A 16,355-nucleotide genomic window follows, 5' to 3' on the forward strand; every position below is an offset into this window, starting at 1 on the left:
GAATCTCAAAATTAGTTAAATTCGCTATCAGGGCTGCCGCAACACATTAATATTTTTCGAGACACATGCCTCCCTGGTCATTCCTCCCGGCTCAGGTTCAGTTGTGACAATTAGCTGAACATTGTACCTCCCCGGCTTCATATAGGTCTTATCAACTTCCTTGCCAATATCAGCTGACTCGTCATCAAAATTCCAGTAATACTGGGCAATGTTCCATCCCGGTAAATTAGTATTGGCCGCACTCAATCTGATACTCTGTCCTGCAATAATTCTGTCAGGCACTGTAATATATGGTTGTTCAAAATCAGTCAGTACCAGGGTATCTGCCTTCTCATCAGATAACACTTCTTTTGTTATAAGGTTCACTACATCAAGTTTAACAATATATGTACCCGGCCCTTTATAACAATGTTCCACCATTGCACCATTGGCTTTATCTCCATCACCGAAGTTCCATTCATAACGGAATGGAATTGTATCATATTTAACAGCATTCTCCTCGAGGAACCTGAAGCAAAAACTGTTTTCAAGAAGTGTATCACATGAGGCTTTTCTGATTATTGTTGAAGCAAATCTGAAAATATCATCACTATTCTCCCTGTTAGTGGCAAAGTAACCTGCCTGTAAATTCTCTCCGGCAACAAAAGCAAAATCATCGGCCGCAGAATTTATCGGAGATGGCAAATGTACCGGAGCATCCCATTTACCATAATAAAGAGATGTATAGTAGACATCCAGGTTACCTAGTCCTCCGGGCCTTGAAGATGTAAAGTAGAGTCTTCCGGAGGGATGCATGTACGGATAATTCTCACTTCCCGGGGAATTAACGTCAGCACCAAGATTAACCGGGGCAGACCAGTCATTGTTAATAAATTCACAATACCATATATCAGAACCTCCGATGCCTCCGGGCATATCAGATGCAAAAAAGAGATATTTCCCGTCGCTGCTTATTGATGGATGGGCAACTTCATATTCAGTACTATTATACCTGAAAGGTCGCAATGATGTGAGATCAGTTCCTGAAAGGTCGGCAACGAATATGCCCAGGTGATTCTTAAAATTCTTCTTCTTTGCAACCTTTCCTGTTTCAACCTCACTTGTAAAATAGACAGTTTTACCATCAGCAGCTATACTCAGAGGACCATTATTGAATAAGGAGCTCCTCTCACTTTTTATCTCTTTTGGATTACTCCACTCAGAGGTGTCTTTCTGTTCAGTAATATATATGTTATAGAGTCTTCTGCCGTCATATGTTGTCCGGTCTTTCAATGTACTGAAACGCCTGCTTGAGCAGAAAATAATCCCATCCTTTACAATTACCGGAGAGATCTCGCTGAAAGCACCGGAATTGAATGACATCCTTTTGACTTTGTACAGCGAAAGCTGCTGTGCACCGGTATCCAATGGAAGGAGCCCAACGAAGAGAATTGTTACAATTATATATAATGTTCTTCTGGCCATAGCTTTAAAAATACCTCGGATTTGCAGCACTAACCTTTGAGCCGAATTCGTAACGCAAAATGAATTCACTTGATCCTTTTGAATATGAGTTCATTCTCCCGACAGGGTAATCGTAAGAAAATCCGAACATAAGTTTCTGATTAACCTGCACCTGGAGTATGCCAACAGCAACCTCTTCCGATGTTCTGTAAGAGCCGCCAAGCCAGATTAAATCACCTAAAATGAAATTACCGTTTATATCAAACTGTGTGAGTTTCTTTGTGTTCTGAAGTGAATAATCAATCAGCACAGATGGCTTGAACTTAAAGAATTGTGAAAAAGTAATTAGTCCGCCTGCTGAAAAAATGATATCATATTCATTAAAGCTATGAAAAGCCTGAACATCCCCTGCGTCGGTCTTTCTGTAACTCAGAAACTGCGGAATAGATGCCCCGGCAAATATTTTCTCACTAAAGTAATAGACTCCTGCGCCAACATTAAAAAGATTGTATGGTCTGTCATTCTTTATAAATACATCATCATTTGGATCAGTAAGATCTATTCCTGAATAATCAGTATTTGAAATATCAACACCGCCTTTCAGTCCGAAAGACAACTTACCTTTACCCATACGGATATGATATGCATAATCTCCATAAATACTTGTTGACTTTGTATATCCGAATTGCATAAACTGCGCCATCAGCCCCAGTGCCACCTTGTCATTTTTCAACGGGGTATGAAGTGAGACAGACTGAATGACCGGAGCTCCCGGAGTGCCCATCCACTGCATCCTGTATGATAAAAATGAACTCAGGGCGCCACGACTACCTGTATAGGCAGGGTTAATCATAAGTCCGTTCTGCAGATACTGGCTGTAAACGGGATATCCAAGGCTTATCCCATTGGTATCAGGCACTGCCTGACCAGGAACAATTGTGAATGAATAGAAGAACAAAAAGAAGAATAAAAATTTTATTTTGTTCATGCGCCTTATTTCATCTGATAACCTCTTTAAAAACATCCAATCAATACCTTTTAAGAATAATAAACCCGCTCTTTTTAAATACTTTCCCGTTTCCGAGCGAAGTCAGTTTTAATAAATAATAATATGTTCCTTCAGGAAGGTCGTAACCATTTGAGTTCTTCCCATCCCATGGTTTCCAGACTTTCTTATCCTGCCCTGACCTGTAAGCTGTCGAAAAGACTTCCGATCCTGCTCCATTTACAATTTTTAGCTCTGCATCCTGATTATCAAGATCTAAGCCCTTTACCTCAAAAATGTCATTCACACCATTACCATCAGGAGAAAATCCTTCAGGAATAAATATATCATCAACGTCAATATTAACAATATCTTCAGCATTACACTCGCCATTCTCAACATACCATTTGAAGCTGTTAGTAACATCAGGGTCAAGATTAAGTACCTTCGTGTTATAAAGGGTTGAATTATCGAAGTCACCACTTCCGCTGAGAACACTCCATAACCCTGTTTCCCAAGGTTCAGGGGGTGATGCCGACATAGAAAATATATTGTCAAATGAGTAAAGTGTTGTATTTAGTCCTGCTTCAACAGAGGCAATTTTCCTATAGAATGTTATACCTATAACATCCTGACTCTTACAGTTCCAGTTTGTCTCCTCCCATGTGAAATTGTGCTTGATTTTCCCATCAACATAAATATCATCAATAGTAGCTGTAACAGTTGGACCATTAGCTGTGGATGTAACAACTGCTGCCGGATATTTCCAGAGTCCTGTTCCGTATGAAGGGGTAGCTTTAAGATCGATAACCGGACCGCAAACAATAGAATCATTCATTGTAATGTTTGCCTTCGGAACATGATAAACATTTGCCTTCTTCGTACCAGTCAGACTGGTTGCAATACAGCCGTTTGCATCCTCAACTTTGGCAACCGAATAAGAATATACATCAAGGGTAGAAACTGTTGCGGGAGTTACCGTAAAAGTTGTTTTTGCAGTCGTAGCCGGCATTATCGGACTGTCGACACTGTTTTCCTTATAAGTAACTTTCCATGGTGAGACACCTGTCAGTTCAACCTTAAGAAGAACCTGCAATCCGCCGCAAATCGAAGTATCTGCAATATTTGTAATTTTTCCTGTTGGCAAAGGCGGGTATTGTGAAATTGTAACAATGTTGGAAATATTTGTGCAACAGCCACTTAATCCTGAAGTCACGGTTCTTCTGTACTTCATAGGTATTGTAAGTGCCGGTGGAGAATAATCCGGTGAAACAGCTCCGGAAATTACCGACCAGGTTGTCCCCCCATCTGAACTCTGTTCCCAGTAATAAGTATAGGACCCGGGGCCGGCTCCATCTGCAGGAGCTGTACCTGTAAGCTGGGTTGGAACAGTATTGTAGCAGATTGTCTGATTTGCTGAAATTGTATTATTTGTTATTAACGGAAGAACTTGTATTGTAATAGCACTGCTTAAGAGTGAGCATGTACCTGAAGTTACTTCCCGTTTATAATATGTAGTCGCAGTAAGTGCCGGAGGCTGATAATTCGTTGTTGTTCCTGCGGTTGCAACAGTGTTATAAGTTACATTATCAGTAGAAAATTTCCACTGGTAGATATAGCTCCCCGGAATATTTGTCCCGCCGGTTGGAATTGAACCTTTGAGAAGATGAGGTGTCTGTCCGTTGCAGATTATTGTGTCGGTAAGGCCACCTGCAAGTACCGAAATAGTATTAGATGCTATCGGTTTATGTACATTAACTCTTATCGGGAGACTGGCGTTTGTACATTTCGATGAGTTTACTATTCGTCTGTACCATGTTGTATCCGTAAGATTACCCGGCGCATGGGTAAAATCGGTAACTCCCCGATTTGTCCATACACCATTTTTAATACTGTCCTGCCAGATATATGTATAACTTCCCGATTTTCCCTGAATTGGAATAGTCCCTGTTAATGGAACAGGTGAAGTACCTGAGCAAATAGTCTGATCAGAAGCAATTGAGTTACTTTTAATCTTATGGTACCGTGTCAAAAGGATAGGGACACTTTTACTTTTACAAACACTATCTGGTCCGGAAAAAACAACCCTTCTAATGTACCTGTTTTCAACAACACTAAAAGTTGAGGTATCAGGGATATAACCAGTCGCTGTATTCAGTCCTACAGCCGGCTTCCAGACCGAAGAAGTAATACTGTCCTGCCATTGGTACTTATAAGTCACAAGATCTCCTCCCCCCGGGGCAGAGGCACCAAGATTATTGAATAAGCTTCCTTCACAGATTACCGAATCAGGACGGGCAGTTATGTTACCGGTAATCAATGGAAGAACAGTGATTGTCACTGTTGAACTGTAGCTGATGCACCTTCCTGATGTAACTACTCTCTGATAATAATTTGGTCCTGTAATCGTAAGAGCAGGAGGATCATAAGAAGCTTTATTGAATGTTCCGGTCGCATCAGGTGATGTATTCCAGTTTGTATTTGTTGTATTCTGAATCCACTTATATAAGTAATAATTTTTACTGCTCCCATTTGAAGGACCAGCATTGAGAGGCACCAGGGGAAGAGGATTCTGATTATAGCAAATTGTTGTATCCTTTCCGACTAAGTTTCCGGTAATTGCCTGCTGGACAATAATTTTAATGGGTGTACTTTTATCAGTCAGAACCAGTGGTGTACCATTATCAGTAACAACTCTTCTGAACCATGTTGTCTGTGTCAATAACCCGGGGGAATAATTCTGTTGATCATTTACGCCAGCTGCTGCAACATAATCAGCATCAACAGGAGATGCAAGAGTACTGCTTTGCCATTGATAATGATAACCGGAACCTTCTACTCCTCCAACAGGCTTTGTACCGAGTATGTTTCCGAATGGAACATTCGAACATATTGAATCAATAAGATTACCTGTGACTTCTGATTTAATAGTATTAAAAAGGAATCCGTTCAGTGTAGGGGCAAAGGTTGTCACTGACATACCTGCCGTTCCTGATGAACCTGTTGTTGCATTTGATCTTGTACCTCCTATTCCTCCTGCAGTGGTCTTGGTAACATTTCCCGGATCGGTTGGATTGTTAGTTAGAATAAAACCACCGCCTCCACCTCCGCCCTCTCCATAAAGATTTGATGTATTACCACCTTTCCCACCTTTTGCAGATATTGTCAAAAGGGAGCTATCGAGAGGAGTTGAAAAGCTCTGCTGATATAATGCAATTGATCCGCCGCCACCACCACCACCGGCACCGGCATTACCTGAAGCAGTTGTTCCCGGCTGTGCTCCGTCAGCTGAAATTATTTTACCCTTACCCTTTAAAGTCTCACACATTATTATTATGATCCCTCCGCCTCTGCCACCTGCTGAAGCTGTAGGTGCCGATTCATAAGTCGATCCGCCACCTCCGCTTCCCAGGAAGAGAAATCCTTCAAGATCTGTGTTATCAACTGTTTTACCTCCAAGTCCTCCCTCACCCGGAAGAGGTGTGCACGAAGCCATTTCTTTTCCACCCTTACCTCCCAAACCATAATTTGAACCACCACCTCCACCTGAATATCTTCCACTTCCACCACCTCCACTTGTAAAATTATTACCTTTACCTTTGGCATAAGTGGGGTAGATTGATGGAATGTTTGACAGATCAAGCCAGGCTCTTGTCACATGGCTTTCACCTTTAAATCCTGAATTCAGGTAACTATTCGGATAGCTGAAATTATCATATGTTGCGGTGCCTAAACAAATTCCGGATGAAGGAGTTGCTGGAACGGCCCCTCCATAGAAACCTTTTCCGGAAACATCTATATTTGCATTAAGGGCAAGATTTCTTCCGACTATCATAGTCAGAACACCCCCTGTTTTACTTATGCTGTCCCACGGCTGACACGTAAGTGTTCCCTTAACAGTAGCTGAGGGATAAGAAGGAACTGTTACCAGCTGAACCAAACCATTAATGTCATAAGTGTTGAGAATCGGATTGGTGAAATCAACAACCTTGGTCCCTGGATTTACAGATTGTACGATAAGAAACTCATATTTTCCTGAAGCACCAATGGATTCTCTGTATGAGCCATATGATCCTGTCTCAGGCACATAGATTATCGATCCTTTCATTTGAATAAGAAGCACAGTATCGAATTGAGCGATATTCCCCACATCTGCAAGAGTTATATTATTTAACCCTGGCCCTATTGCTGTTACTTTTTTGTATTCATTAATTATCCCACTGATTTTCCGGTCCTGCGAATAAAGCAAAACCGTTAACACTGAAAGCATTAACAGAAGGATAAGGCGTTTAAAAATATTGCGACCTGAACTTCCTCTCATTAGAAACTAAAATGAACCGCTAATATAACTAAAATATTGAATATTATTTACAAAAACCCGTTTATGAAAAAGGGAAGTTTGGAGTGACTAGAGTTTGGAGTGACTAAAGTTAAAATACTCATCAAGTACTTGCTGGCCACCCTAAATACGCCAGGCACTTATTCAAGCCAGCTTTTCAACTGTATACTTAAGAGGTAATTCAACGTAAAAGGTAGTGCCTATTTCAGCTTCCGACTCAAACCAGATTCTGCCATTTGCACTCTCGACATATTTTTTTACAATTGACAACCCTAACCCCATTCCGGAACTTTTAGTGGTAAAATTAGGGGTGAAAAGTTTTTTCTGAAGTTCTTCCGATATGCCTGTCCCATTATCGCTTATTGCTACAATAGCTTTATCGCTTCTTACCTCCATGCTAACTTTTATCTTTCCTTCCCTCTGCTGCGGAACAGATTGGATTCCATTTTTAATCAGGTTTGAAAAGACTCCGTTTAGATGCTCTTTATCAGCATAAATTATGATTTTATTCTCGCGCGGCCAAACAACTTCAAAAGTTGTATTATCGGTATCCTTGAATAGTTCAAGCGTAATTTTTAGCTGGTCTATCAGATTTACCTCAACCGGATTGGTACCGGGCATTTTGGCAAATGCTGAAAATGCTGAAGCGATTGATGACAGATTATCAATATATTCAATCTGATTCCTTGTAAACTTCTCCAGTTTCTCACCAAAATCAGGCACCTTGTCATTCCACGATTTAAGAAGCTGCTGTACATTAAGCTTCATTGGGGTGAGCGGATTCTTTATCTCGTGGGCAATCTGTTTTGCCATCTCACGCCATGCGTACTCTCTTTCAGAATTGGCAAGCTTATAGGTGCTTTCTTCAATCTCATCAACCATCCTGTTATATTGCTTCACCAACTCTCCGATCTCATCATTTCCCTTGTATTTGAGTTGCTCACTTTTCTTACCTACTTCAACAGAAGCGAGTCCTTCGCTTAACATTGAAAGAGGTGCTGTGAGTCTTCCGCTAATAAAAACAGCTATACTCATTGTTATTACTATCAGAAGTAGTGTGAAATTAATAACAGCAACTATCAGATTTGATATCTCTTTAGCAAGTACACTCTGCATTCTGAAATAAGGCAGATTAAGATAAGCCAGTACTTTGTTCTCAGCATTCAGAAAAGGTACATAGGCAGAGAGGTATTCAAGATTACCAATTTTCTCCGTCTGAAAATATTCGGTCCGTGAAAAATCCTGCAGATTAATTAACGCCATATTGTTAATCCGGCTGCTTGTCAGATCGCGGTAAAAAATCTCGGGCCGTGAGGTTGAAATAAGGTTTCCTGTAAGATCATACAGGTTTATATCAGTATTAAAAACATTCGAAAGTTTAATAAGCAATTCATCAAGCGATGTGTAACTTCCGCTGCTCCATGTGTTCGACAGATATTTCTCCATTGCAAGCTTCCCGTCAAGCTCAAGATAAATGGAATTAAGCTTTTCCTTAATATTTTCATGATGTTTCGTCTGATACTGATTTATTGTCAGATAAGCAACCACAACTCCGATCAGGATAAATGAGAATAACAGTATGCCTATGTATGAAAGCTGAAGCTTCTGACGCAAATTAAACAGATTCATGCTCCTGACTACCGGACGCCGGATAACAAGAATGACTATGTTAGAAAATAGAAGTATAAAAGCAAACAGATATGCAAAGGAGATAATATTATCACCTGTAGTCAAATATGGACGGGATATTATTACAGTTGCGTTCCCGTTTTTGTAAAGTACATGCTTATATCCGTCATACCTGAAAATCCTGTAGTCTGTAACTTTATCAATGTATTTGTTATCTGTTTTATCAAATGGAAACTCGCCTGTGCTCAGTACAACTTCACCATTAAGATACTTGGCAAAGGAATAATCCTTAAGTGCAGAATAACCATGATACTTTTTATCAAGAAGAATTGATGAATAACCCGGCTGGAAAACATTTATATCACTGTACAACTCAATGAATAAGCCATTTGTGAAGTTATCCTCTGCCTTTACGAATAATCTTCCGATGTAATACGATCTTCCACTCTGATTATCCATAAAATAGAATCCTGTTCCTGTCAGCTGATGCCCATCCTGACGGATTCTGTTTTCGAAAAAACTGAAACAGTTACTCGCCATCTCACCATTATTACCAATCTGTAGTGGTTGATCATAGTGGCAGCATACGATCCTGAATGAGAAATTGCGCCAGTACCCTGTGAAATAATTCTTCTGTAAAAAGTCAGAAATACCGTCCACATCACTCTTCCTGAAAAAGGGGACTTTCATCAGATCCGAAAGAATACTGTCAGATGATATTGCAGGCCACATAGTGAGCAACAGGTGCTCAGCCTCAGGATCATTCTCTGAGGATAAAGATACTGCCTGGATCTTATTGTTTTCTATGGTTTTCTCTTCCGACAAGGTGGTTATAAACCAGAGGCTGTATAAACCATAAATAAGTGAAAACAAAACTGTCATGTTAAAGAACCCAACATTATATTTCTCTATCATCCAAATTATTCCAACGAGAAATACAATGAACAATTCCAGCGGGATCAGAGTACCCGGATCGTCTCTGAACAATAAAATAACTAGAATCAGTGATGGTATTAATGAAAAAAGGATGATGAAATTATTTGTTAATTTAATACTCCTGAATATCCTCAGAAATAAAAGTACCGGGGCAAGCATCAATAATAAAACAGAGGAAAAACCCGCCAGAGTAAACAAGTTCATTTCCAGCACCTTATATGTTTCGAAGTTAATGTTTGAAGTTGATACAAGTCTGCTGAATATAATATGTATCGCTACTGTCATCAGTACCCCGGCTAAAAACATTCCGGTTATGAAAATTAAGTTTTTAGCCTCCTTTAGATCAAGATTCCCTTCAAACGGAAGAAACCTGAAACAGACTCCGGCATAAACTGCAGTAAGAATACTTAGTAAAACTAGATGGCCGAGTGTCGGAACAATTATGTTTAAAGAAAATATGTATGGCGAAAACAGCTCAGTTTTGAAAAATACTGCCGGAAGGGATAAATATAGAAATGATGCATAAAGAAAAATGAAGAAAATCAGAAGGCAGATTACTGCAAAATATGGCTTTCCTCTGGTTACCAGAAGTTTCACAACTTCAACTGCAAGCAGAAGGATCAGGAAGAAAACAACAGTCCACAAACAAAGTGGAACCAGAATGAAATATGTATTTTCCTTTTGATCCGGAAAAACAAGTGTGAACAGAAACTGACCTGAGCTGTCGGTAATGTGAAATTCAGAGGCATCTTTGTCAGTACTTAATTTAACATTGTCCGGTACCCTGTACTCTTTCTCAAAACCGCTTTTAATAATATCATTTTCAAAACTGTATTCGGTGCTGAGTCTCAGAAGTCCAACTATCGTCTCGTTTCCGGCTCTTACAGAACGGGTCAGAAACCAGCCATTCTGCAAAAAAACAAGTGACTTATTATATGTGGAATCAATAAGCACCTGAGGAACATTAAAATCATTTTCCGACCAGTACATCAACTTATTGTCAAGATATTCAAGTATAGTTATCTTGTTTAGTTCTGCTAAAGCAAAAAGATTATTTTCCGGCATCGATCCATGGTGATCCTCAACAGCAAGAATGGGTCTCATTTTTTGAAGACAATCTTCAAGAATCTCCTCCTTCTCAATAAGGGTCTTATTAAACAACCGTGTTCTGAACCGGTATTCAAAATCGCTGAAATAAACCGATTCGGCAACAAGTGATAATAAAACAAATAATAGAGTCACAACTGCAAGAACTATCCTGAATCTCTTCCCGGTCATAATTTGATAGTTATATCTTACTCATGGTGGTATGGTTCACCTTTAATAATTGTAAATGCCCTGTATAGCTGTTCAAGAAACAATAATCGTACCAGTTGATGAGGGAAAGTCATTTTTGAAAGCGACATTTTTAAATCAGCCCGGTTGTATACCTCATCTGAAAACCCCCAGGGACCACCTATAACATATACAATCCTCTTCTTTGGTAACATAAAAACCTTTTCCATCATACCTGAAAATTCGAGAGTTCTGAATTCCTTTCCTCTTTCATCGAGAAGGATAACATAGTCATCGGCAGAAACTGACTGAAGTATTCGTTGACCTTCCTTTCCCTTCTGATCCTTAATCGGAATATTCTTTGTATTCTTAAGATCAGGAATAGTAATAACTTCAAAACCGGAGTATTTCTTAATACGTCCAATATACAGATCTGCCAGTTCCGATACATTTCTGTCTGTTGTCTTTCCAGTCTGAAGTAAAGTTATTTTCATATAATTAGCCTGCGGGTAATTGAAATATCAGCCCGCTAAAGACAAAAGTAACTATTATATGTATTTGCGGCCCGATTTTTGAACATCCAAATCAATTAATTGTTAAATTTGTAGTTTCCATTTATACAAGCGGAAGATCTTAAACAAAAGTGAAATGAGATTATTATATGCAATACCTGTTGTCCTAATTTCTTTGATCAGCCTAAACCTAACGGCTCAGGATCAGGTCAAGATCCCTGCAGGTATTTCAATTGCTATAAAGGCCGGAAATGCATCTGAACTGTCAAGGTATATGAATTCCACAATAGAACTTCTGCTGCTTGACAAGGAGGATTTTTACAAGAAAAATGTTGCGGAAACGATTCTGAATGACTTCTTTAACGGATATCATACAAAGGATTTTAACATAATGCACCAGGGGGCAAAAAATGATGCACAATACGCTATTGGAAATTTAAAAACAGAGAGGGGCGACTTCAGGGTGTATATTCTTCTGAAGAAAGTTAACCAGGAACTCCTGATTCATGTAATACGTATTGAGCCTGACGATGGAAAATAGAATTCTCAGAGAATTCATACTAAGGAGTCTTTCCGAAGATATCGGTGATGGAGATCACACATCCCTCGCCTCCATTCCGCCTGAGGCAACAGGTAAAGCAAAACTACTTATAAAAGAGAAGGGTATTCTGGCCGGGATCAGAATAGCGAGGGAACTATTTCATGTAATTGATAAAAATTTACATGCCGAAATACTCCTTGATGATGGAGCTAAAGTCCAACCTGGAGATATTGCATTCTATATTACCGGCCCGACACAATCAATCCTGAAGTCTGAAAGACTGGTCCTCAATATTATGCAGCGAATGAGCGGTATTGCAACCAGTACAAGTGAGTATGTATCCCGCCTTTCAGGACTTAAAACAAAAGTTCTTGACACGCGGAAAACAACTCCGGGATTCAGGTTCATCGAAAAAGAAGCGGTTAAAATCGGCGGCGGAATGAATCACCGGATGGGATTATATGATATGATAATGCTGAAAGACAATCACATCGATTACGCAGGTGGAATTGAAAAAGCAATTACCAAAACCCTGGAATATCTGAATAGCAACAATCTTAACCTGAAAGTGGAAATAGAAGCCCGAAACCTTGGAGATATCAGAAAAATCCTTGAAGTGGGAGGCGTTAACCGTATTATGCTCGATAACTTTTCAGTTGAAGATACTCGCAAAGCTGTTGAACTGATCTCTGGAAGATACGAAACAGAATCATCAGGCGGTATTACACTCGATACGATAAGATCATATGCCGAATGCGGAGTTGATTTTGTCTCTGTCGGAGCACTTACGCATCATATCAGGAGTCTTGATATGAGCCTAAAAGCAATCTGACCCATGATACTCAGCGACATAGCACCTCTGATTAAGAAGGAAAAGATTAAGCAGCTTGTTCTTCCGGGATTTGATGGTGTCCCTATCAGTCATGTTATAACCTTTGTTATCAAAGGCCTACGGAAAGGTGTTCTGGTAACCAGGGCATCTTCAATTGCCTTCAATCTGCTTCTTGCCCTGCTGCCGGCTTCTATCTTCCTTTTCACGCTTATCCCGTTTATTCCAATACCTAATTTTCAATCGGAGGTGATCCGGTTGTTTGAAAATATCCTGCCATCAAATGCATTTCATTTTCTGGAAGCCACTATAGTTGATATAGTTACAAATAAGAGCGGTGGATTGCTGCTGTTTATGTTTTTTGCCACAGTTGTCTTTTCAACAAACGGGATTCACGCTGTTATTAATGCCTTTGTCGTTTCAGCTCACTCATTCAAGTCAAGATCGTGGGTAAACCAACGAAAGATATCCGTGATACTTCTTTTAATAGTTGTTCTGATGATATCAACTGCCGGTTTCCTTGTGATATTCGGCAAGATTGCTGTCAACAGGCTTGTTGAGATTCATTTAATTGAAAGGAATCTTGTGATCTATCTTCTTGTTTTTCTGAAATGGATCCTTATAATTGTTCTTCTTTTTCTGGCAATATCCTTCCTCTATTATCTTGCACCGGCCAGAAAGACAGGCTTCAGATTTCTATCACCTGGATCAACTCTAGCGACAGTACTGTTCATACTTACATCGCTCGGATTTTCAGCCTTTGTAAATAACTTTGGACAGTATAATAAGCTATATGGATCTATCGGAACCCTGATGGTTGTTCTTGTATGGCTCTATCTGAACTCAATAGCAATACTTATAGGCTTTGAACTGAACGTCAGTATAATAGCAGCAAGGGCTGAAGGTGAGATAAACAATCATACAATCAGCTGCAATGAAGAAACTGTCTGACAAGCTTACTTATCTCATCATGCTTGTTATACAGCTTTTCACTCAGACCTCTATCCTCGAACGACTTAAGTCGGGTTACAACATTATCTATTACTCCTGAAGGGAAAACTCCGTCTCTTTCAAAGTATTCTCTCTGAGATATTAGTGTTTCAGCCGATTCCCAGCATGATGCAGGTAATGACTTCAGGTAGTTCTTTTTACCGTCCTTTTCTGCATTGAAGATATTATAGTTTACATATAGTTCCTGAGCTTTCTCAATACCGTTTTTCATGTTCAGCCCATGCTCTGCCGCAACTACAAGTCCGGCAAATAGCTTGTGAATATCTGCCGACCCGTCAGGCGATCTGATTTCGACAGTCTGTTTTGAAGGCATGTCGGGAAAATCGGTTTTGTCGGCAGGATTTGCATCCTTTATCATATTCATTGCCCCGTTCCATCCCAACGGCACACGGATCAGAACTGATCTGTTCCTGTCGCCCCAGCAGATGTTTGTTGGTGCTTCCTGGTGAGGGACCAGCCTCAGATATGATGTTGGGATCGTATTCCCAAATGCAGTAAGTGATCCTGAAAGGTCTAAAATTCCAGCTATCATCTTTTTTGCAACATTGCTCAGCTTGCCATTTTCAACCATCATATTGCTGCCATCTTTTTCAAGCATCATATGAATATGCATTCCTGAACCGGCATTTCCCACAGTAATCTTAGGAGCAAAACTGACTTCGACTCCGTAGTCAGAACCCAGAATGCGAAGGATCCACTTGGCTATAAGTAGCTGATCAACAGCTTCATCTATCTCAACGGGGAGGAATTCAATCTCATGCTGTTCATAATCATATCCGTCCTTTGAAAAGCTACCTACTTCAGAATGACCATATTTGATTCTGCAACCAGCTTTTGCACAAAGCTCCATAGCCTCGATCATTAGCTGCTCAAATTTAGCAAATGGCCGTGCCTGGTGGTACCCCTTCTGATCTGTAAGCGGATAAAGATCATCATGTGGCGACTTGATATAGTATTCAAGTTCGCCGAATGCCTTAAACAAAAAGCCCGTGTTCTCTTTAAATCTTGTGTATGCTTTTCTGAGAATATATTCGGGGGCACTCTCAAGTGGTTTTCCATCATTATTATAGAAAGAACAAAGGATCTCAAGAGTAGGGATCTCTGTGAAAGGATTAACAAAAGCAGTACGGTATCTTGGTATTACATAAAGATCGCTTGAACCCGATTCAACAAATGAAAAAAGGCTCGATCCGTCAACACGCTCACCGGCAGTAAGGATCGACTCAAGGTGATCTCTGCTGAATGGCACAAAATTTAACGACTTCAGTCTTCCGTCATCACCTACGTACCTGAAGTTAAGCATCGAGATACCTTTAGCTTCAATGAACCTGATTATATCATCACGGGTAAAATCATTTGCTGATTTTTTCAGATATTGAACCAGCTCATTCTGATTCATCTGGATGTCGTTATTTTTATTCATTTACCGAACAGTATTTATACTCAGACAAAAATATGTATTAAACTTTAGCAGGAACATGATGAATGTTATGTATTTTTTTTCATTACTTTCGGGGCGACAATGCCAGCGGAATGAAAAAATGGATTTCTTTTCTTATAATGCTTATTCTTATAAGTTGTAAGGAAAAGACAGCAGATACATACTTTACAGCTGAAAAAGCATCTCAGTACTTTAAAGGTATTGAAGAGATATGTAATCGTGATAATGGAAAATTATGGGGGAAAAACCTGTATGGCCCCATTCTGTTTGTAGAGAGAACAAGCCGGAGAACAACTGCCAATGCTCCTGATAACGAAGGACTTCTCAAAGGAAAGGAAGGAGTCTACACCGGATTTTACCCAAAAGAACTTATTATTGGTAACGCACCTGTTAGTTTTGGCGGTTCACAATTCGCTATGGCTCCTCTGCCAAATGAGGAAGATGATTACAGGATAAAAACACGTGCTGTTCACAGCCTTTTTCACCGCTTCCAGGAAATGAATGGAATTCAGCCAGCCTTATTCAATCTCAGCAATATGGATGATAAGGAAGCCAGGCTCTGGATCAAACTTGAATGGAAAGCCTTAAGGAAAGCTATTAACTCCTCTGACGAAGAACGGCAGCTTGCAATAAGGGACGCTCTTATATTCAGAGGTTCCAACAGGGAACTCTACAGTAAGTATGCAACAATGGAAAACCGCTTTGAGGCATATGAAGGACTGGCTACTTTTACTTATACTTTGCTTTGCACTAATAGTCCCCAGGAATTCAAAGCCAGACTTTTGGAAAACCTCGACAGGCTTTACGGCATGCAGTCATATTCAAGATCATACGGTTTTATTCATGGTGCCCTTTATGCATCACTTCTGTATGATAAGGGTTATGATTTCAGGAAAATAAATACCGACAATATTGATCTCGGGAATACAGTCCGGGAACTGTATAATATTGAGCTGCCGGCCATCTGCAGGGATGTTGCAGGAAGCCTTGCTCTAAGCTATGATATTGATGTAATAAACAAAGAAGAGGAAAAAAGACTGGCAGATATAAAAGAGAGTGTTCACAAACTTATCAGCACCTTTACCGAGAAGCCTGTTGTTTTCCTTGAACTCGAAAGCCCGTATTTTGATTTTGAACCTGAAAATATTCAGCCTCTTGATACACTTGGCACCCTTTACAGTTCAATGAGGGTCTCTGATAACTGGGGGAAACTGACTCTGGATGAAGGCGGCTGCCTTGTTTCAAATAACTTAAAATACCTCCGGATAACTGCTAAGGGATTCAAGAGAGACAAGAACCACATTTATGGTGAAGGGTGGCATATAATTCTTAACAGCGACTGGGAGCTGGTCCCCGTTGAAGAGAACTATTTCGTAAGAAAGCTGATGCCGTAAAAGTGAGAGAACTTAGTACA

10 protein-coding genes are annotated in these 16,355 nt (G+C 40.0%); 4 read left to right on the forward strand and 6 right to left on the reverse strand.

What is annotated here, in order from left to right; translation table 11 throughout:
- Positions 1-27 precede the first annotated feature (27 nt).
- The 5 genes from IPJ16_17155 to rlmH all read right to left on the reverse strand — a co-directional run bounded on the left by IPJ16_17155 (position 28) and on the right by rlmH (position 11,101).
- Positions 28-1,464: a PD40 domain-containing protein gene (locus IPJ16_17155; protein MBK7628895.1), complete on the reverse strand. Its 1,437-nt coding sequence runs from the start codon at positions 1,462-1,464 to the stop codon at positions 28-30.
- 4 nt (positions 1,465-1,468) lie between these two features.
- Positions 1,469-2,431, reverse strand: a complete 963-nt coding sequence (locus tag IPJ16_17160; protein MBK7628896.1) for a type IX secretion system membrane protein PorP/SprF — start codon at positions 2,429-2,431, stop codon at positions 1,469-1,471.
- A gap of 40 nt (positions 2,432-2,471) precedes the next feature.
- Positions 2,472-6,698 carry a gliding motility-associated C-terminal domain-containing protein gene (locus IPJ16_17165; protein MBK7628897.1) on the reverse strand — a complete coding sequence of 1,409 codons (4,227 nt, stop codon included), beginning with the start codon at positions 6,696-6,698 and terminating at the stop codon, positions 2,472-2,474.
- Positions 6,699-6,911: 213 nt separating this feature from the next.
- Entirely contained in the window at positions 6,912-10,610 is a 3,699-nt protein-coding gene (locus IPJ16_17170; protein MBK7628898.1) for a GHKL domain-containing protein, read from the reverse strand.
- A 17-nt stretch (positions 10,611-10,627) separates the two neighbouring features.
- On the reverse strand, positions 10,628-11,101 hold the full coding sequence (gene rlmH / locus IPJ16_17175) for a 23S rRNA (pseudouridine(1915)-N(3))-methyltransferase RlmH (GenBank protein MBK7628899.1): 474 nt from the start codon (positions 11,099-11,101) through the stop codon (positions 10,628-10,630).
- Positions 11,102-11,255: 154 nt separating this feature from the next.
- On the opposite strand from rlmH, the gene IPJ16_17180 reads away from it, so the two are divergent.
- Genes IPJ16_17180 through IPJ16_17190 form a run of 3 tightly spaced genes read left to right on the forward strand, consistent with a single transcriptional unit; the run spans position 11,256 to position 13,440 of the window.
- Positions 11,256-11,660, forward strand: coding sequence for a DUF4783 domain-containing protein (locus tag IPJ16_17180; GenBank protein MBK7628900.1), 405 nt, complete (start codon positions 11,256-11,258; stop codon positions 11,658-11,660).
- Positions 11,650-12,492, forward strand: a complete 843-nt coding sequence (gene nadC, locus IPJ16_17185) for a carboxylating nicotinate-nucleotide diphosphorylase (protein MBK7628901.1) — start codon at positions 11,650-11,652, stop codon at positions 12,490-12,492. The genes IPJ16_17180 and nadC overlap by 11 nt, the downstream gene beginning before the upstream one ends.
- Before the next feature lie 3 nt (positions 12,493-12,495).
- Entirely contained in the window at positions 12,496-13,440 is a 945-nt protein-coding gene (locus tag IPJ16_17190) for a YihY/virulence factor BrkB family protein (GenBank protein ID MBK7628902.1), read from the forward strand.
- On the opposite strand, the gene IPJ16_17195 is transcribed toward IPJ16_17190, so the two are convergent.
- Positions 13,415-14,923: a glutamine synthetase gene (locus tag IPJ16_17195; protein MBK7628903.1), complete on the reverse strand. Its 1,509-nt coding sequence runs from the start codon at positions 14,921-14,923 to the stop codon at positions 13,415-13,417. The two genes, IPJ16_17190 and IPJ16_17195, sit on opposite strands and share 26 nt — an antisense overlap.
- A gap of 110 nt (positions 14,924-15,033) precedes the next feature.
- Here IPJ16_17195 and IPJ16_17200 point away from each other — a divergent pair, with 110 nt between their 5' ends.
- A complete protein-coding gene (locus IPJ16_17200; protein ID MBK7628904.1) occupies positions 15,034-16,335 on the forward strand; it encodes a hypothetical protein in 1,302 nt (433 codons plus the stop codon).
- Positions 16,336-16,355 lie beyond the last annotated feature (20 nt).

The organism is Bacteroidales bacterium (assembly GCA_016709865.1).
Taxonomy (GTDB): Bacteria; Bacteroidota; Bacteroidia; order Bacteroidales; family VadinHA17; genus LD21.